At 64.6% G+C, this 18686-nt stretch carries 19 protein-coding genes; 7 read left to right on the forward strand and 12 right to left on the reverse strand.

What is annotated here, in order from left to right; genetic code table 11:
* The 6 genes from trbK-alt to L6Q21_RS00820 all read left to right on the forward strand — a co-directional run bounded on the left by trbK-alt (position 1) and on the right by L6Q21_RS00820 (position 4928).
* The gene (trbK-alt, locus tag L6Q21_RS00795; RefSeq protein WP_030540423.1) at positions 1-387 is read left to right on the forward strand and encodes a putative entry exclusion protein TrbK-alt; all 387 of its coding nucleotides are present in this window, start codon (positions 1-3) and stop codon (positions 385-387) included.
* Between the two features lie 4 nt (positions 388-391).
* Positions 392-1756: a P-type conjugative transfer protein TrbL gene (gene trbL / locus L6Q21_RS00800; protein ID WP_237828524.1), complete on the forward strand. Its 1365-nt coding sequence runs from the start codon at positions 392-394 to the stop codon at positions 1754-1756.
* A complete protein-coding gene (gene trbF, locus L6Q21_RS00805; protein WP_030540421.1) occupies positions 1756-2439 on the forward strand; it encodes a conjugal transfer protein TrbF in 684 nt (227 codons plus the stop codon). The genes trbL and trbF overlap by 1 nt, the downstream gene beginning before the upstream one ends.
* Entirely contained in the window at positions 2436-3485 is a 1050-nt protein-coding gene (gene trbG, locus L6Q21_RS00810) for a P-type conjugative transfer protein TrbG (protein ID WP_030540420.1), read from the forward strand. The genes trbF and trbG overlap by 4 nt, the downstream gene beginning before the upstream one ends.
* Before the next feature lie 80 nt (positions 3486-3565).
* Positions 3566-4702 (forward strand): TraB/TrbI/VirB10 family type IV secretion system protein, encoded by a 1137-nt coding sequence (locus tag L6Q21_RS00815; RefSeq protein WP_255696669.1) that lies wholly within the window; start codon positions 3566-3568, stop codon positions 4700-4702.
* Between the two features lies 1 nt (position 4703).
* Complete coding sequence (locus L6Q21_RS00820; RefSeq protein ID WP_030540418.1) at positions 4704-4928, forward strand: DUF2274 domain-containing protein; 225 nt, start codon at positions 4704-4706, stop codon at positions 4926-4928.
* A gap of 16 nt (positions 4929-4944) precedes the next feature.
* Here L6Q21_RS00820 and L6Q21_RS00825 read toward each other — a convergent pair whose 3' ends face one another.
* The 12 genes from L6Q21_RS00825 to L6Q21_RS00880 form a co-directional block, all read right to left on the reverse strand.
* Entirely contained in the window at positions 4945-5844 is a 900-nt protein-coding gene (locus L6Q21_RS00825; RefSeq protein WP_237828526.1) for a LysR family transcriptional regulator, read from the reverse strand.
* 272 nt (positions 5845-6116) lie between these two features.
* On the reverse strand, positions 6117-6878 hold the full coding sequence (locus L6Q21_RS00830; protein WP_030540417.1) for an SDR family NAD(P)-dependent oxidoreductase: 762 nt from the start codon (positions 6876-6878) through the stop codon (positions 6117-6119).
* Positions 6875-8074: an acetyl-CoA C-acyltransferase gene (locus L6Q21_RS00835; protein WP_030540416.1), complete on the reverse strand. Its 1200-nt coding sequence runs from the start codon at positions 8072-8074 to the stop codon at positions 6875-6877. Before L6Q21_RS00835 ends, L6Q21_RS00830 begins: the two co-directional genes overlap by 4 nt.
* 11 nt (positions 8075-8085) lie before the next feature.
* A complete protein-coding gene (locus tag L6Q21_RS00840; RefSeq protein ID WP_030540415.1) occupies positions 8086-9213 on the reverse strand; it encodes an acyl-CoA dehydrogenase family protein in 1128 nt (375 codons plus the stop codon).
* Positions 9214-9448: 235 nt separating this feature from the next.
* The gene (locus L6Q21_RS00845) at positions 9449-10102 is read right to left on the reverse strand and encodes a CoA transferase subunit B (protein WP_030540414.1); all 654 of its coding nucleotides are present in this window, start codon (positions 10100-10102) and stop codon (positions 9449-9451) included.
* Positions 10099-10806 carry a CoA transferase subunit A gene (locus L6Q21_RS00850; RefSeq protein WP_237828527.1) on the reverse strand — a complete coding sequence of 236 codons (708 nt, stop codon included), beginning with the start codon at positions 10804-10806 and terminating at the stop codon, positions 10099-10101. Before L6Q21_RS00850 ends, L6Q21_RS00845 begins: the two co-directional genes overlap by 4 nt.
* Positions 10803-11645, reverse strand: coding sequence for an HpcH/HpaI aldolase/citrate lyase family protein (locus L6Q21_RS00855; protein ID WP_030540412.1), 843 nt, complete (start codon positions 11643-11645; stop codon positions 10803-10805). The genes L6Q21_RS00850 and L6Q21_RS00855 overlap by 4 nt, the downstream gene beginning before the upstream one ends.
* Entirely contained in the window at positions 11642-12097 is a 456-nt protein-coding gene (locus tag L6Q21_RS00860; RefSeq protein ID WP_030540411.1) for a MaoC family dehydratase, read from the reverse strand. The genes L6Q21_RS00855 and L6Q21_RS00860 overlap by 4 nt, the downstream gene beginning before the upstream one ends.
* On the reverse strand, positions 12097-13953 hold the full coding sequence (locus tag L6Q21_RS00865; protein ID WP_030540410.1) for an acetyl/propionyl/methylcrotonyl-CoA carboxylase subunit alpha: 1857 nt from the start codon (positions 13951-13953) through the stop codon (positions 12097-12099). Before L6Q21_RS00865 ends, L6Q21_RS00860 begins: the two co-directional genes overlap by 1 nt.
* A gap of 14 nt (positions 13954-13967) precedes the next feature.
* On the reverse strand, positions 13968-14954 hold the full coding sequence (bioB, locus tag L6Q21_RS00870) for a biotin synthase BioB (RefSeq protein WP_030540409.1): 987 nt from the start codon (positions 14952-14954) through the stop codon (positions 13968-13970).
* 5 nt (positions 14955-14959) lie between these two features.
* Entirely contained in the window at positions 14960-16561 is a 1602-nt protein-coding gene (locus L6Q21_RS00875; RefSeq protein ID WP_030540408.1) for a carboxyl transferase domain-containing protein, read from the reverse strand.
* Positions 16558-17673: an acyl-CoA dehydrogenase family protein gene (locus L6Q21_RS00880; RefSeq protein ID WP_223810981.1), complete on the reverse strand. Its 1116-nt coding sequence runs from the start codon at positions 17671-17673 to the stop codon at positions 16558-16560. Before L6Q21_RS00880 ends, L6Q21_RS00875 begins: the two co-directional genes overlap by 4 nt.
* 138 nt (positions 17674-17811) lie before the next feature.
* Here L6Q21_RS00880 and L6Q21_RS00885 point away from each other — a divergent pair, with 138 nt between their 5' ends.
* Positions 17812-18684, forward strand: coding sequence for a LysR family transcriptional regulator (locus L6Q21_RS00885; protein WP_030540406.1), 873 nt, complete (start codon positions 17812-17814; stop codon positions 18682-18684).
* Positions 18685-18686 lie beyond the last annotated feature (2 nt).

Here is an 18686-nt window from a genome sequence, read left to right on the forward strand (position 1 = left end):
ATGGACGGGAAGATGCTCGCCCGACTCGGCGCTGTCGTGTTCGTCGCTGTCGCGGTCACCGCGACCGCGATCGAGATGACCCGGAAAGAGGAAGCGCCCGAGACCTGGCCGTCTGGCCGCGCCGCAGAGGCGCCGACCGATCCCCTGCGGGACGCATTGATCCGCTGCCAGGCGCTCGGCGAAGAGGGACCGCGCGATCCGGAATGCCGCCGTGCCTGGGCGGAGAACCGCCAGCGCTTCCTCGCGCCCGGCGCCCGTCCCGCCGAGCGGTTGCCGGACATGCCGCCTGCACCGCGCGATGGCCTTACTCCTCAGTCGCAGCGAACCGACGCACCCGCCGCGCCACCCTCCGCACCGAACACTTCGCAGCTCGACGAGGCGCGATAAAGTCATGGGTGGCACCGGCGTCATCGACCACTTCCTCGAGGTCTTCACCCGCTACATCGACAGCGGCTTCGGCCTGCTCAGCGGCGAAGTCGCCTTCATCGCCACGACGCTGATCGTCATCGACGTGACACTGGCGGCGCTGTTCTGGAGCTGGGGCGCCGACGACGACATCATGGCGCGGCTGGTCAAGAAGACCCTGTTCGTCGGCGTCTTCGCCTACATCATCGGCAACTGGAACAACCTCGCCCGGATCGTCTTCGAGAGCTTCGCCGGCCTCGGCCTGAAGGCGAGCGGCACCGGCTTCTCGACCGCTGACCTCATGCGTCCAGGAAAGGTCGCCCAGACGGGCCTCGATGCCGGCCGGCCGCTGCTCGATTCCATCTCCAGCCTGATGGGCTATTGGTCGTTCTTCGAGAACTTCATCCAGATCGCCTGTATGTTCCTCGCCTGGGCGCTGGTCCTGCTCGCCTTCTTCATCCTCGCCATCCAGCTGTTCGTCACGCTCATCGAATTCAAGCTGACGACGCTGGCGGGCTTCGTGCTGATCCCGTTCGGCCTGTTCGGCAAGTCGGCCTTCATGGCCGAACGCGTGCTCGGCAACGTCATCTCTTCCGGCATCAAGGTGTTGGTGCTCGCGGTCATCATCGGCATCGGATCGCCCCTGTTCTCAGAGTTCACTTCCGGCTTCGGCGGCGCAACGCCCACCATCGACGAAGCCATGGCGATCGTTTTGGCCGCCCTCTCGCTGCTCGGCCTCGGCATCTTCGGTCCGGGCATCGCGAGCGGCCTCGTCTCCGGCGGCCCGCAACTCAGCGCCGGCGCAGCAGTCGGCACGGGCCTGGCTGCAGGCGGCATGGTCGCGCTGGCCGGCGGCGCCGTTGGCGCCGCAGCGTCGGGTGGCGCCGCGCTGGCAGGTGGCGCTGCCGCCGCCGCCCGTGGCGGCGCGGCAATGGCTGGCGGTGCATCCACCGCCTACAGCCTCGGCGCTGCCGGTCAGTCCGGCGCGGCCGGGGTTGCATCCGGGCTCGGCGGCGTTGCCCGCGCTGGCGGCAGCGCCGCCGTCTCACCACTGCGCCGCGCCGCCTCGCGCGCCGCGGAAAGCATGCGCTCCAGCTTCAACGCAGGCGGCAAGGCCGCCTTCGAAGCGACGGGCGGCACATCCACCGCGGGCTCGATCGGCGGTGACGCGGCCGGTGACGGCGCCGCTGCCGCCAGCTCCGCGAACGCCGGCGGTCCCCCTGCCTGGGCACAGCGCATGCGCCGCTCGCAGCACATGACCCATGCCGTCCAGGCCACCGCGCACGCCGTCCGCTCCGGCGATGCCCATGGCGGCGGCTCCTCTGTCAATCTGTCCGAAGGCGATCGCTGATGTTCAAACGACCCTCGACCCACTACGGCAAAGCTCCCGAGCCAGAGACGCCGTATCAACGCGCCGCCCAGGTCTGGGACGAGCGCATCGGCGCCTCGCGCGTGCAGGCCAGGAACTGGCGTCTCATGGCGTTCGGCTCCCTGATCCTCTCGGTGGGGTTCGCCACCGCGCTCGTCGTGCAGTCGGCGCGCGGAACCATCGTGCCTTGGGTGGTGCAGGTCGATCGGCTCGGTCAGGCGCAGGCGGTCGCACCCGCCGAAGCGGACTACCGTCCGACCGATCCGCAGATCGCCTTCCACCTGGCGCGTTTCATCGAACAGGTCCGCTCGATTCCGTCGGACGCCATCATCGTGCGCCAAAACTGGCTGCGCGCCTATGACTTCACGACCGACCGCGGCGCCATGGCGCTGAACGATTACGCCCGGTCTAATGACCCGTTTGCAAAGGTCGGCCGCCAACAGATCGCGATCGACGTCTCCAGCGTCATTCGCGCGTCTCCGGACAGCTTTCGCGTCGCCTGGGTCGAGCGCCGCTACGAGAACGGCCAGCTCGCCGAGACCACTCGCTGGACCGCGATCCTGACGATCGTGGTGCAGGTCCCACGCAACGCCGACCGGCTCAGGGCGAACCCGCTCGGCATCTACGTCAACGCTATCAACTGGTCACGGGAGCTTGGGCAATGAAGCCGTATTTCCGTAAAGCCGGAAACCCGGCTTCACACATATCCGCAGTCTCGGCTTTCCGCAGAGCGTCATTCCCGATGGTCCTGCTGGCGACAACCGCGCTTGCCGGCTGCGCCACCACAAATCCGCCACCGGAGATCTCCTACGACAATGCGGCTCCAGCCGTGCAGACGGTCGATCCGCCAGCGCCCGTAACGGTAGTCGAACTGCCTCGGCCGCTGCCGCTGCCTGGCCAGTTACAGCGTGTGCCGGAGACGCGGCGCGCGCCAGAGCCAACCGATCCCACGGCCAGGGTCAACCAGGCCAATGCCGCTGCGCGTATCCAGCCGGTGCGTGACGGCTTCATCAACTCGATGCAGGTCTATCCCTTCACGCAGGGCGCGCTTTATCAAGTGTACACCGCCGTCGGGCAGATCACCGACATTGCGTTGCAGCCCGGTGAGCAGCTTGTCGGCTCGGGGCCTGTCGCCGCCGGCGACACCGTGCGCTGGATCATCGGCGATACCGAGAGTGGTTCGGGCGCGACCCGCCAGATCCACATCCTCGTGAAACCGACCCGCGCCGATCTGATGACGAACCTCGTTATCAACACCAATCTGCGCACCTATCATATGGAGCTTCGCTCGACCGAGCGGACCTATATGGCCTCGGTGTCCTGGCAATATCCTCAGGACCAGCTCATCGCGCTGCGCCGGCAGAACGCGGAGGCCCAAGCCACCCAGCCGGTGGCGAGCGGCGTCGATCTCGCCAACGTCAACTTCCGCTATGCCATCGACGGTGACCGTGCTCCGTGGCGGCCGCTGCGCGCCTTTGACGACGGCCGCCAGGTCTTCATCGAATTTCCGCGCGGCATCGGTCAGGGCGAGATGCCGCCGCTCTTCGTCGTCGGTCCCGAGGGCAACACCTCCGAGCTGGTGAACTACCGCGTGCGCGGCCACCACATGATCGTCGACCGCCTGTTCGCCTCCGCCGAGTTGCGCTTCGGCTCCGGCGATCGGCAGCGGCGCGTCCGCATCACCCGCACCGACGGGAGGCCGGCATCGTGAGCGAGAACGAGCCCTGGAATGAGGAAGTCCCGGACAAGGATACGCAGCCGCTGACCGGCGAGCCGGTCGGGCCTGCGCCGATGCGTTTGCGTGCGGAGCCACCGCGCGTCACCCGGCTATCGCGCAAGGTCCTCGCGGGAATTGGCCTCGTCGCCAGCGTCGGACTCGGCGGTGCTCTCGTCTATGCGCTTCAGACCCGTGATGGCGGCCGTCCGAACGAGGAACTCTACTCGACGGAGAACCGCTCGACCGCCGATGGGCTCGCTGGCTTGCCGCGGGACTACAGCGGCGTGCCTCGCCTTGGACCGCCCCTGCCGGGCGATCTCGGCCGCCCGATCGTCGGCGCACGGGAGCGGGGTCAGCCTGTTCCAACGCCCGGCATCGCCCCCCCCAATCCCGGCATCAGTCCGGAAGAGCAGCGCAGATTGCAGGAAATCGAGACGGCCAGGACCAGCCGGCTGTTCTCGGGCTCCGAGACTCGCGCCGGAGCCTCAGCCGCAACGCCGGCCATCGCTGCACCGCCGACGCCCGACTTGGCGAGCCTTGGCCTCGCGCCTCAGCCGGCAACGCCATCGGCGCAGGACCGCCAGAACGCCTTCCTCAACGCGGCCCCGGATCGCCGCACCGTCGCGGCCGATCGTGTCGCTGCGCCGGCGTCGCCGAACATCCTCCAGGCCGGCGCGGTTATATCGGCCGCGCTTATCACCGGCATCAGATCCGACATGCCAGGCCAAATCACGGCGCAGGTCACCGAGAACATCTACGACAGCCCGACGGGTCGCATCCTTCTCGTGCCACAAGGTACGCGAGTCATCGGCCAATACGACAACAACGTTCAGTTCGGTCAGAGCCGCGTTCTGCTCGTTTGGACTCGGCTGATTTTCCCGAACGGCCGCTCGATCGTCCTTGAGCGGCAGCCTGGGGCCGATGTTGAAGGGTTCGCCGGTCTGCAGGACGGCGTCGATTATCACTGGTGGGACCTCGCCAAGGCAGCCGGGCTATCGACGCTGCTCAGCGTCGGCGCGGAGCTTGCCACCAACGATGACGACCGGCTGATCCAGGCGATCCGGAACGGGGGCCAGGATACGATCAATGACGCTGGCCAGCAGATCATCCGCCGCCAGCTCAACGTCGCACCCACGCTGACAATCCGACCCGGCTTCCCAGTGCGCGTGATCGTTACGCGCGACCTGGTGCTCGAACCCTACGGAGGTTGAGATGACCAAGCTCAAACTCGGCGTGATCGCAGAAGACAAGCCTGTCAAAGTCACAGTCGAACTGCCGGCGCCGCTCCATCGCGATCTCGTTGCTTATGCGGAGATCCTAGCCCGCGAGACTGGTCAGCCGGTGGCCGAGCCGGCGAAACTCATAGCGCCCATGGTACAGCGCTTCATTGCCACCGACCGCGGCTTTGCAAAGGCGCGCCGCCATTCACCTCAATGACAGTCGCAGTCGGTTTTCACGCCTTCCTGCCGCCACGCCCTACCGCTTCCGCAACTGCTATGAGGCGGAGGACTGCTGGATTTGCATTGTCAGAGCGCCATATCGCCGACGCTGGCAGTGCGTCGGATTCGCCAGCGAGCGGAATGAAACGCAATCCTTCCACTCGGCGGGCGGCAGACTCATCGACAAATGTTATCCCGCATCCCGAGACAACGAGATCAAACACACTGGCCTCTGAGACGTCCTGAATATCTATTTTCGGCCTATGCCCGCCCTGCGTCAGCTTCGCGATTATCCGGTGCTGAACTTCTGAGCCTTGCTCAGCCTTGGATAATAGAATTGTGTCATTGCGAGTGTCTTGCCATGTGAGGACTTGGTGATTGAAAAGTCGGTGAGTGTTCCCCAAGGCCGCTAAAATGGCTTCTCTCCATAACACCCGAGTTTCGCAGACGGGATTGCAGTTGGTTCCGATCAGGAAGGCGACGTCGAGCGTTCCCATGGCCACGTGATGGCTCGTCCTACTCGTCGTATCTTCCGTGAGGGTGATGTTCACCGATGGAAATAGAGCTTTAAACTGACGCAGCACATCACCAAACAACCCGCCGGTGCGCGATGATGCAATTCCGACGCGAACTTGACCCACCTCACCACTGTCGACAGCAACTGCGTAACGAGCGGCGAGATCTAATTGCTGGGCGCCTGCGATTGCGCGTTCCAAGAATGCGGCGCCTGCGGTGGTGGGCGAAACACCAGTTCGACTTCGCCTGAACAGGGGAAAGCCTAATCGGTGCTCAAGATGCTGAATGCGTCGGCTTAGTGACGACTGTGACAACGCCAACATCTCTGCTGCTCGTCGAAAACTGCCAGTTTCCGCCGCCGCGATCGCGCAGCGCAGATTTCGCAGATCCAGGATCATATTGGGCAAACATCACTCCCCCATGCGAATTTGCGCTTCAAACGACCGCGTTTTGTGCCGGACTTTGGCCTTGCCAAAACCCTTGCGGTAGTCCTGCGTCGCGAAAGCTTCGTCGCCGATAAGGGAACACGCTCCTGTGCCGCCCGCGGGAGTCTACAAGCGCTACTAACGACCAAAATCAGACTTCCCCTCACAGCACGGGACGGTGCCGTCTTGAACAAGTGACTTCCAACTTTGCCGCGATCACGATCATTTCTTCCGTCCCGCTCCACTCACCGGGTTGCCATCCGGATCGCGCCATCTAGGCGGATGACTTCGCCATTGAGCATCGGGTTGGTCAGGATCGCTTCGATAAGCTGCGCATATTCGGACGGCTGGCCCAGGCGGCTGGGGTGGGGCACCTGCGCGCCCAGTGCCGCCTGCACATGCTTGGGGAAGGCTGCGACCATTGGGGTCAGGAAAATGCCCGGCGCGATCGTCATCACGCGAATTTTCAACGGGGCTAAGTCGCGCGCGATCGGCAGGGTCATGCCGACCACGCCACCCTTCGACGCGCTGTAAGCCGCTTGTCCGATCTGCCCGTCATAGGCGGCGACGCTGGCGGTATTGACGATCACCCCGCGCTCGTCCTCCACCGCGTCCAGCGCAGCGGCGCGCGCGGCAAATTTGGCAATCAGGTTGAAGCTGCCGATCAGATTAACCTCGACCGTGCGGCGGAACAGGTCGAGCGTGTGGGGCACATATTCCTTGCCCACCGTCTTCATCGCCGGCGCGATCCCCGCGCAATTGACCAGAATGCGGGCCGGACCATGCGTGGCCTCGGCAGCATCCAGCGCGGCGGCGACGCTGGCATCATCGGCGACATTGGCGGCGACGAACGATGCGCCGATCTCCGCCGCCGCGGCCTGCCCCGCCTCCGCATTCATGTCGAGGATCGTCACCCGCGCCCCGGCCTCCGCCAGCATCCGCGCGGTCGCATGGCCCAGCCCCGATGCGCCCCCGGTAACGATGGCAGCCTGTCCCGCGATCATCATGCCTTCGCTCCCTGCACCAGTTCAACCGCCATCGCGGTCGCTTCCCCGCCGCCGATGCACAGCGCCGCGACGCCGCGCGTCTTGCCGTACGTCTCCAGCGCCGAAATCAGCGTTGCCAGCACCCGCGCGCCCGACGCACCGATCGGATGGCCCAATGCCGTCGCGCCGCCATGGACGTTCAGCTTCTCCGCCGGAATGTCGAGGTCACGCGCGGCGATCATCGCGACCACGGCAAAGGCTTCGTTCACCTCGAACAGGTCGACATCGCCCGCCGACCAGCCCGCTCTTCCCAGCGCCTTGCGGATCGCGGGCACCGGCGCGGTGGTGAAGCGCGCGGGTTCCTGCGCATGGGCGGCGATCGCCGCCACACGCGCGACGATGGGCAGGCCCAGCCGCGAGGCGACGCTCTGCCGCGTTATCACCAGCGCGGCGGCCCCGTCGGAAATGGAGGAGGCATTGGCGGCGGTGATCGTGCCGTCCTTCGCAAAAGCGGGTTTCAGGCTGCGGATTTTCTCCGGCTTGGCCTTGCCCGGCTGCTCGTCGCTATCCACCAGCGTCTCGCCACCGCGGCCCGCGACCGTCACCGGCGCGATCTCGCGTGCAAAGGCCCCGCTGGCGATCGCCGCGCGGGCGCGGTCGAGCGAGCGGATCGCGAAATCATCCTGTTCTTCGCGACTGAACTGATAGTCGCGCACCGCATCCTCGGCAAAGACGCCCATCGCCTTGCCCGGTTCATAGGCATCCTCCAGACCGTCCATCATCATCGTGTCGATGATGCGGTCATGGCCAATGCGCGCGCCGCCGCGATGCTTGCGCAGCGCATAGGGAGCGTTGGTCATGCTTTCCATACCACCCGCGACGATGATGTCGGCGGTCCCGGCGGCCAGCGCCTCGGCCGCCATGATCGCTGCCTGCATGCCCGATCCGCACATCTTGTTGACCGTCGTCGCCTCGACCGACAGGGGCAGGCTCGCGCCCAGCGCCGCCTGCCGCGCCGGGGCTTGGCCCAGGCCTGCGGGCAGCACGCAACCCATATAGATGCGATCGATCGCGTCCGGGGCGACGCCCGCCCGCTCGACCGCCGCCTTCACCGCCGTCGCGCCGAGATCGGTGGCCTTGACCGCGGACAGCGCGCCCTGAAACCCGCCCATCGGCGTGCGGGCATAGCCTGCAATGACTACCGGATCGTCCTGCATCTCAGTTCTCCTCAGAGGGCGCGCGCAATCACCATGCGCTGGATGTCGGACGTGCCTTCATAGATCTGGCACACCCGCACATCGCGGTAGATTTTGGCGATGCCAAAATCTTCAAGATAGCCATAGCCGCCCAGCGTCTGGACTGCGGCGGACACGACAGCCTCGGCCGTTTCCGACGCGACCAGCTTGGCCATCGACGCTTCTTTCAGGCACGGCAGCCCAGCATCTTTCATCGACGCGGCGTGCAGCACCAGCTGGCGCGCAGCCTCCAGCCGGGCGGCCTGATCGGCGAGGCGGAAGCCCACCGCCTGATGCGCGATAATAGGCTGGCCGAAGCTCTTGCGGTCCTTGGCGTAATCGATCGCGAACTCCAGCGCCGCTTGCGCCATGCCGATGCATTGCGCGGCGATGCCGATGCGGCCAACCTCGAGATTGGAGAGCGCAATACCATAGCCCGCGCCCTCCGCACCCAGCCGCAATTCTTCCGGCACGAACAGATCGTCGAAGCGGATCGCGCAGGTGTCCGATGCGCCCTGCCCCAGCTTGTGCTCAACCTTGTCGACGCTGTAGCCCTCGCTATCGGTCGGCACGATGAAGCCGGAAATGCCGCGCTTGCCCGCCGCCGGATCAGTTACGGCATAGACGATGGCGATACCGGCAATGCGCCCCGAGGTGATGAACTGCTTGGCCCCGATCAGCCGATAGCCGCCCCCTTGCCTTATCGCGCGGGTGCGGATAGCCGATGCGTCGGAGCCGGCGTCGGTTTCGGTGAGCGCGAAGGCGCCGATCATCCTGCCAGCGATCAGGTCCGGCAGGAAGCGAGCCTGTTGCGCCGCCGTGCCATCCTTCAGCAGGCCCGACACGATCAGGCTGTTCTGGATCGACACGATGGTCGAGAGCGCGCCGTCCGCCGCGGCGATCTCCATCAGCGACAGTGCGTAGGACACATAGTCCGCGCCCGCGCCGCCGACTGCTTCCGGCGCGGTCATGCCCAGCAGGCCCAGCGCTGCCAGTTCTTCGAACAATTCGGGCGGATAGGCCTTCGCCGCTTCATAGGCGGCGCTGTTCGGGCGAATCTGTTCCTGCGCGAAATCGCGCACTGCGTCGCGGATGGCGGACTGGGTCTCGGTGAGAATCATGAACCTCCTCCAAATGGCACATCGCTAAACGACCTCGCTTTTCGCTCGGAGCAACTGCCAAATGAAACGTAGTCCGCGATGAGGAGGGTGCCGTAACTAAGCGTCGCAACAGGCGCGCTGTCGTTCGCCAACGATCCCATCATCAGCGAAAAGGAAAGTGGCGATCTGACGAATATCGCCGAAGCCTGTCGACCTTGAGGGGATGTCGATCTGCGAAAAGAAGTACTGTCCTGCATCAGCGTTCGAAGCGCGCGCTTGTCAGCGCCTCGATCGTTTCGAGATCCACGCCGGGTGCGATCTCGACGAGGCGAAACGGCCTGTGATGATCGGGTCGCTCGAACACCGCGAGATTGGTGACGATCATGTCGACCACATTGAGCCCGGTGATCGGCAGCGTGCAGTCGGGAATGAATTTGGGCGTGCCGTCCTTCGCGGCATGATCCATCACGACGATGATCTTCTTCACACCCGCGACCAGGTCCATGGCGCCGCCCATGCCCTTCACCATCTTGCCGGGGATCATCCAGTTGGCGATGTCGCCATTTTCTGCTACTTCCATCGCGCCCAGGACCGCGAGATCGATATGGCCACCGCGGATCATCGCGAAGCTGTCGGCGGACGAGAAATAGGATGTCTGGGGAAGCTCGGACACGGTCTGCTTGCCCGCATTGATGAGGTCGGCATCCTCCTCGCCCTCGTAGGGAAAGGGACCGATGCCGAGCATGCCATTCTCCGATTGCAGCGTGACCTCGACGCCCGGCGGCACATGGTTCGCAACCAGGGTGGGGATGCCGATCCCGAGATTGACGTAGAATCCGTCCCGGAGCTCGCGCGCGGCACGCGCCGCCATCTGGTCCCTCGTCCAGCCTTGCGAACTGCCGCTCATCATGCCTCCTCCCGCGCGCGCACCGTGCGCTGCTCAATTTTCTTCGTGTAAGGTGCGCCGCAGATCAGGCGATTCACGTAGATCCCCGGCAAATGAATCTGATCGGGCTCGAGGGTGCCGGTCGGCACGATCTCCTCGACCTCGGCGATGCAGATGCGCCCGCAGGTCGCGGCCGGCGCGTTGAAGTTGCGGGCGGTCTTACGGAAGACCAGATTGCCGCTTTCATCGGCTTTCCAGCCCTTGATGATCGACAGGTCGGCCGTGATGGCGAGCTCCAGCACATAATCATGCTCGCCGAACCGCCGGACCTCCTTCCCCTGGGCCACGAGAGTCCCGACTCCGGTGCGGGTATAGAATCCGGGAATGACCGCGCCTCCCGCCCGCATACGCTCGGCGAGCGTCCCTTGCGGACAAAATTCGACCTCGAGTTCGCCGGTCAGATATTGTCGCTCGAACTCTTTGTTCTCGCCGACATAGGAGGCGATCATCTTGCGCACCTGACGGGAGCGAAGGAGCTTGCCGATCCCTTCATTATCGATGCCGGCATTGTTCGAGGCGAAGGTCAGATCGCGCACGCCCGAGGTCTCGATTGCGTCGAGCAGCCGCTCGGGGATGCCGCAAAGCCCGAAACCGCCGCTCGCGATCGTCATGCCATCGGTCAATAGACCGGCCAGCGCCGTATCGGCGTCGGCATAGATTTTTCTCACGCAATCTCTCCTGCTGTCTGAAGGATGCGCCGAGCCTGCTTGAGGTGCGGCGCATCGATCATCTGTCCTTCGAGCTGAAGCGCACCGGCGTCAGGCCGGGCGGCGAACGCCGCGACGATGGCGCGGGCCCGAACGAGCTCGTCCTCGTCCGGCGTAAAAGCCTGGTTGATGATCGCGACCTGCGCCGGGTGGATCGCCATTACGCCCGTGAAGCCGTCGCGCCGCGCGCGGCGCGCATAGTCGGCAAGGCCGTCGAGGTCGCGAAAGGCCGGGAACACCGTCTCGATAGCGGGCACATCGGCGGCGTGCGCGGCGAAGAGCGTCAACGACCGTGCGAGCTCGTACGGCGGGGTATAGCGGCCATCCTCCTCGCGAGAGGTCGCCGCGCCGATCGCGGCGGGCAGGTCTTCAGCGCCCCAGGTCAGACCGAGAAGATGGCGCGAAACCTCGGCATAGCTGCCGAGCCCGAAGATCGCACGCGGCGTCTCGGTCGCGATCGGCAAAATAGGTGCTGCGCCGATGCGCTGCGCGAGCGACATCACGCTTAATGCGCCTTCCGACTTGGGCAGCAGGAAACCATCGGGTGCGCAATCCAAAACCGCCGTCAGATCGTCTTCGAGCAATCCGCTATCCTGAGGATTCACGCGAACGAAAAGTTTCACCTGACGGTCGCCCTGTTCGCGCAGGAAGCGCGCCGTCGCCTCGCGCGCGGCGAGCTTGGCCGAGGGTGCCACCGCATCCTCCAGGTCGAGAATGAGCGCATCTGCACCGGTTCGTAGCGCCTTCTCCATCCGGTCGGGACGATCTCCGGGCACGAACAGCAGCGAACGCAGCCTCATGCCTCCCCCTTCCGATGCAGCAGCGCGGATCGCAGGCATCTGCACACGATCTCGTCGCGCTGGTTGAGCAGCCTGTGCTCGAACGTGACGATGCCGGCTGAGGGACGCGAGCGGCTATCCGTCAGCTGCGCGACGTCGGTTTCCGCGCGCAGCGTGTCGCCGATGAACACCGGGGCCGGCATGGCCAGCTTGTCGTAGCCCAGATTGGCGACAAGCGTGCCGAGCGTCGTGTCACCGACGGACAGGCCGATCATCAGCGCAAAGGTGAAGGTGCCGTTGACGAGGATCCGGCCAAATTCACTGGCCTCAGCTGCCTCCCGATCAAGATGGAGCGGCTGCGGATTATGGGTCATGCACGAGAACAGCAGATTGTCGGTCTCGGTCACCGTCCGGCGGATGTCATGCGTGACGCTGTCGCCAACCTGCCATTCGTCATAATAGCGACCAGTCATCAGGCCTCTCCCTCGACGCGGACCAGCAGCGTGCCTTCCGAAACCTGCGCGCCCTCGCTGGCCTTGAACTCGGCAACGATCCCGTCGAAGGGCGCGAGTAACGCCTGCTCCATCTTCATCGCCTCGATGACGACCAAGCGCTGCCCCTTTGTGACGGCATCACCCTGCCTCACCGCGACCGCGATCACGCGGCCCGGCATGGGCGATAGGATCGCTCCGTCGCCTCCTGCCGCGCCGGTCGTCCCTGGCTCGGCACGCCACGGCTCGAAAGCCCAGGCTTCGCCGTCGACGAATATCAGGCCGTCCTCCACCCGAGCAGTCGAAGGGTTCTTGGACAGACTGACCAGATAAGGCTTGCCGGCAACGGCGACCTCGATCTCCTGCGAAGCGTGCCGGTTGGCGCGGAAACCCTGCAGTGCCGTCCACGGATCGTCGCCATCGCTCGTGAGCAAGGCGCGCGCCGCCGCATCCAGCACGGATGCTCCCGGTTCGGCAGACGGGATCAGCGTTTCAGCGTGACGTTCGATGAAGCCGGTATCGATATGCGCGGCGAGAAAATCGGGATGGCTTGCCGCGCGCGCCAGAAAGGCTGCGTTGGTGCGGACAGGCCAGACCTCGACCTGGCGGACCCCTTGCGCAAGTTGCTGTGCGGCCTGTTCGCGTGAAGGCGCATGAGCGATGATCTTGGCGATCATGGGATCATAATAGGGCGTGACCTCGCCGCCCTGCTTGACACCGCTGTCGATGCGCAGATCGGAGGGAAAGCGCAGATGATCGAGCGGGCCGGTAGACGGCAAAAAGCCGGTGGTCGGATTCTCGGCATAGAGGCGGGCCTCCATCGCCCAGCCGTCGATCGTGAGATCCTCTTGCCGCTTCGGCAGCGGCTCGCCCGATGCAACGCGCAGCTGCCATTCCACCAGATCCTGACCCGTGATGCTCTCTGTCACGGGATGCTCGACCTGAAGCCTGGTATTCATTTCCATGAACCAGATCCGGTCGGCGCGCAGGCCCTCGGAGCCATCGGCGATGAACTCTATCGTGCCCGCGCCGACATAGTCGACCGCCTTGACTGCCCGCACCGCCGCCTCGCAGATCGCGTCGCGCGTCGCGGCGTCCATTCCAGGTGCAGGCGCCTCTTCGATCACCTTCTGGTGGCGGCGCTGAAGCGAGCAGTCGCGCTCGAACAGATGGACGACATGGCCATGGGTGTCGCCGAATACCTGCACCTCGATATGGCGGGGCGAGAGGATATATTTCTCGATGAGAACGCGGTCGTCGCCAAACGATGCCGCCGCCTCACGCTTGCAACTGGCGAGCGCCTCGGCGAAATCCGGCGCCGCCTCGACCCGCCGCATCCCCTTGCCACCGCCACCCGCGACCGCCTTGATAAGGACGGGATAGCCGATCGCATCGGCTTCGCGCTGCAGATGATCGGGCGACTGATCGGCGCCGAGATAGCCGGGCGTCACCGGCACGCCTGCGGCGATCATGCGCTCCTTGGCGGCATCCTTGAGACCCATGGCGCGGATGGCCGCCGGCGGCGCGCCCACCCAGACCAGCCCGGCCGCGATCACTGCCTCGGCGAACTCGGCATTTTCGCTCAAGAAACCATAACCCGGATGGATGGCCTGCGCGCCCGTGGCACGCGCGGCCTCGAGGAGAAGATCCTGGCGCAAATAGCTGTCCCTCGCCGGCGCCGGTCCGATGCACACCGCCTCATCGGCCTCACGCACGAAGGGCATTGCCGCATCGACGTCGGCATGCACCGCGATGGTGCGAATGCCGAGCCTGCGGGCCGTGCGGATGATGCGCCGGGCGATTTCGCCGCGATTGGCAATGAGGAGGCTCTCTATCATGGACGTCCGGCCTTTCATGCGGCCGCCTCCTGGCCGCCATCTTGTGTGTCGAGGGCGAAGAGCCCGAGCTTTGCGAAAAGGGCCGCGTCGCTGTTCGCGCCGGCATTGCCGGCTGTCAGCAATCGGTCGCCCGTGAAGATGGAATTGGCGCCCGCCATGAAGCACAGCGCCTGCATCGTCTCGGACATGCTTTCCCGGCCCGCCGACAGGCGCACCACCGACCTCGGCATCAGGATCCGGGCAACCGCGACGGTACGGACGAACTCGATATCGTCGATCCGGGCCGACGGCACATCGCGTAGCATGTCGCCCAGCGGCGTTCCCGGCACCGGTACGAGGGCGTTGAGGGGAACGCTTTCCGGCGGTTCGGGCAGGTTGGCGAGCGCGTGGAGGAAGCTCACCCGATCCTCGCGGCTTTCACCCATGCCGAGGATGCCGCCACAACAGACTGCCATGCCGGCGGCCCGCACCCGCGAAAGCGTGTCGAGCCGATCCTCGAAGCGGCGCGTCGAGACGATCGCCCCATAATGTTCGGGCGAGGTGTCGATATTGTGGTTATAATAATCGAGCCCCGCGCCTGCGAGGCGCTCTGCCTGATCGTCTTCCAGCATGCCGAGCGTCATGCAGGTCTCAAGACCCAGTGCCTTCACCCGCGCAATCATGTCGAGCAGCGCCGGCATGTCGCGCGCCTTTGGGCTGCGCCAGGCCGCCCCCATGCAGAAGCGCGATGATCCCGCGGCTTTCGCGACGGCGGCGGCGGTGACGACGTTGTCGACATCGACGAGCTTGCCAGCCTTGAGCCCGGTCTTGTGGTGGGCCGATTGCGAGCAATAGCCACAGTCCTCGGCGCAGCCGCCTGTCTTGATGGAGAGAAGCGTCGAAAGCTGGATGGCATTAGCGTCATGGTGCCAACGGTGGATCGCCTGGGCCTCGCCCAGGAGATCGAGCAATGGTCGCTTGAAAAGGGCCGCGATCGCTGGCCGGGTGATGGGTGTCCGCATCGCCATCACATCCGGAAGATGCCGAACTGCGCCCGATCCGGGATCGGCGCGTTCAGCGTGGCGGCGAAAGCGAGGCCGAGCACGTCGCGGGTCTGGACCAGATCGATCACGCCATCGTCCCATAGCCGCGCCGTCGCATGATAGGGATTGCCCTCCTCCTCATATTTCTGGCGGATCGGCGCCTTGAACGCCTCGGCTTCCTCATGCGTCCACCTGTCAGCATCCCTGTGGACGGTGGCGAGCACCGAGGCCGCCTGCTCGCCGCCCATCACCGAGATCCGCGCATTGGGCCAGGTGAACAGGAAGCGAGGCTGGTATGCGCGCCCGCACATGCCGTAATTGCCTGCGCCGAAGCTCCCGCCAATGAGCACGGTGATCTTGGGGACGCTCGCGGTCGCGACCGCCGTCACCAGCTTGGCGCCGTTCTTGGCGATTCCTTCCGCTTCATATTTGCCACCGACCATGAAACCGGAGATGTTCTGGAGGAACAGGAGCGGCACGCGGCGCTGGCAAGCCAGTTCGATGAAATGCGCGCCCTTGAGCGCGCTTTCAGAGAACAGCACGCCGTTATTGGCGAGGATCGCCACCGGCATGCCCCAGATGCGCGCGAAACCGCAGACCAGAGTGGTGCCGTAGAGCGACTTGAACTCATGGAGTTCCGATCCGTCGACGATGCGCGCAATGACCTCGCGCACATCATAGGGCGCGCGCACGTCCTGCGGCACGATGCCATAGAGGTCTTCTGGCGCATGGAGAGGCGGGCGCGGCGCCTGCAGGTCGATGTCGAGCGCCTTGGGCCGATTGAGGGTCGCGACGATGTCGCGCACGATCGTGAGCGCGTGCGCGTCACTCTCTGCGACATGATCGACGACCCCGGATTTGCGCCCATGGGTTTCGGCGCCGCCCAGATCCTCGGCCGAGATGATCTCGCCGGTCGCGGCCTTCACCAGCGGCGGACCGGCGAGGAAGATCGTGCCCTGGTTTCGCACGATGATCGTCTCGTCCGACATGGCGGGCACATAGGCGCCGCCCGCCGTGCAGCTGCCCATCACGCAGGCGATCTGGGGGATGCCCTGTGCCGACATCTGGGCCTGATTATAGAAGATGCGCCCGAAATGATCGCGGTCGGGGAAGACGTCCGCCTGATGCGGCAGGTTCGCGCCGCCCGAGTCCACGAGGTAGAGGCACGGCAGCCGGTTCTCGCGGGCGATCTCCTGCGCCCGCAGATGCTTCTTCACCGTCATCGGGAAATAGGCGCCGCCCTTCACCGTCGAATCATTGGCAAGGATCATGCACTCGCGACCCGAAACCCGGCCGACACCGCCGATCACCCCAGCGCCAGGCGCCGCGCCCTCATACATATCGCCGGCAGCGAGCTGCCCGATTTCAAGGAAAGGCGCGCCGGGATCGAGCAACCGCTCCACCCGGTCGCGCGGCAGCAGCTTGCCCCGGGCCACATGCCGTTCGCGCGCCGCATCCGATCCGCCCCGCGCGGCGGCCGCGACCTTCGTGCGCAGATCCTCGGCGAGAGCACGGTTATGCCCGACATTGTCGCGAAATATGTCGCTTTCGCGCGAGATCGCCGTTTGGATGACAGGTCCGCTCATTGCGCCACGCCGATCAGTTCGCGACCGATCAGCATACGGCGGATTTCATTGGTGCCTGCGCCGATATCCAGAAGCTTGGCATCGCGCATATAGCGTTCGACAGGCCAATCCTTCGTATAACCGGCGCCGCCTAACGCCTGCACCGCCTCCAGGGCGACGCGCACGGCATTTTCGCTTGCCAGAAGGATTGCGCCGGCCGCATCGAAGCGGGTGGTCCTGCCCGCGTCACAATTGCGTGCCACGGCGTAGACATAGGCGCGCGCTGAATTGAGCGCGACATACATATCGGCGACCTTCGCCTGCATCAGTTGAAAGGAGCCGATCGGCTGGCCAAACTGCTTGCGGTCCCGGACATAAGGGATGACCGTATCGAGGCAGGCTTGCATGATGCCCAGCTGGATGCCCGCCAGAACCGCACGCTCATAGTCGAGGCCGCTCATCAACACTTTCGCGCCGCCATTGAGCGGTCCCATGACATTTTCGCGCGGGACTTCGCAGCCGTCGAACACCAGCTCTGCCGTCGGCGAGCCGCGCATTCCCGTCTTGTCGATCTTCTGCCCGATCGAAAAGCCCGCCATGCCCTTCTCGATAAGGAAAGCGGTGATCCCCTTGCTGCCTTCGCCGGTCCTAGCATAGACGACTAACGTGTCGGCATAGGTGGCATTGGTTATCCAGAATTTCGTGCCATCAAGAACGAAGCCGACACTCGTCTCTCGCGCCTTCAACTTCATCGACACGACGTCGGAGCCGGCTCCCGCCTCGGACATGGCCAGCGATCCCACATGGTCGCCGGAAATCAACCGCGGCAGATATTTCGCCTTCTGATCCTCATTGCCCCAGCGGCGGATCTGGTTGACGCAAAGGTTGGAATGGGCGCCATAACTAAGGCCGATCGAGGCGGAGGCCCGGCTGATCTCCTCGCAGGCAAGAACATGCTCAAGATAACCGAATCCGAGACCACCCCATTCTTCTTCCACAGTGATGCCGTGCAGGCCCAGATCTCCCATCGCGGTCCACAATTCGTCGCGCGGGAACCAGTCCTCGGCATCGATCTTCACTGCCAGCGGAGCAATGCGTTCGGTCGCGAAGCGTCTTGTCGTCTCGCGAACCATATCGGCGTTGTCGCCGAGTCCGAAGTCAAAATCAGCAGCCAAATGCCCACTCCATTGTGCCGGGTCTACCCCAGGCATAGCATCGGGCATTCCCCTAGAAAAATTGACCGGACCGCAAGCATTTGATAGATGTCATCTATGATAGAGCGCTACCTCATCCATTATTTTCTGGCAGTAATGGATCAGGGAAATTTCTCGCGTGCAGCACAGCAGTGCCGCATTTCCCAGCCCACCCTGTCAGTCGGGATAGCCAAGCTCGAGAGCCTCGTCGGGCATATGCTTTTCCAGCGTACGAACAGGCGGGTCGAACTGACCACTCATGGCGCGACTTTCGCTCTCCACGCACGCCGCATCGAAGCCGAGTTTGCCAAGGCGACATTGGCAATGGCCGTGGATCAAAAGCGAACACTTATACGGCTCGGTCTCGTTTCGACCCTGCCCGCGCTGTGGATCGAAAGCGCGACGCGTGAAGCGAGCATTGCTGAAGGCGAAAAGCTGGAGATCGTCGAAGGACGAATGAGCGAACTCGCGCCACGCCTGGAGCGAGGGCGATTAGACGTGGTCATCGGCATCGTGAACGGGGACGTCGATGATGAACGGCTTCTCTTTGAGGAGCCCTACAGTCTCGCGCTCTCGGACAACCATCCTCTCGCGACGCGTAGCAGCGTCGATCCTCAGGAAATCGCAGATGCTGACATGATCGTTCGTCGAAGCTGCGAAGCCCTGTCCGATGTCAGTCGGTTTTTCACGCAGCGCGGCGTCAGACCTTCTTTTTCCGCCCGCACATTCAATGACGACCGTGCGGTCGTCTTTGTACGGGCGGGTCTTGGCATGACGGTAATGCCACGCTGCTTCCGGCAGCCAGGTATCGCAATGCCGGAACTTTCAGGCTTTCATATGCGCCGGAAGATCGGAATGCTGATCGATCCTGTGACGGCCGGCAGGGTAAAAGACAGTCAAAGCCTCAAATTCTTCGCCGAGACTCTTCGTTCCGCGGCCACGACTGGGTAATC

Origin of the sequence: Sandaracinobacteroides sayramensis (assembly GCF_022014495.1) — a bacterium.
Classification (GTDB): Bacteria; Pseudomonadota; Alphaproteobacteria; order Sphingomonadales; family Sphingomonadaceae; genus Sandaracinobacteroides; species Sandaracinobacteroides sayramense.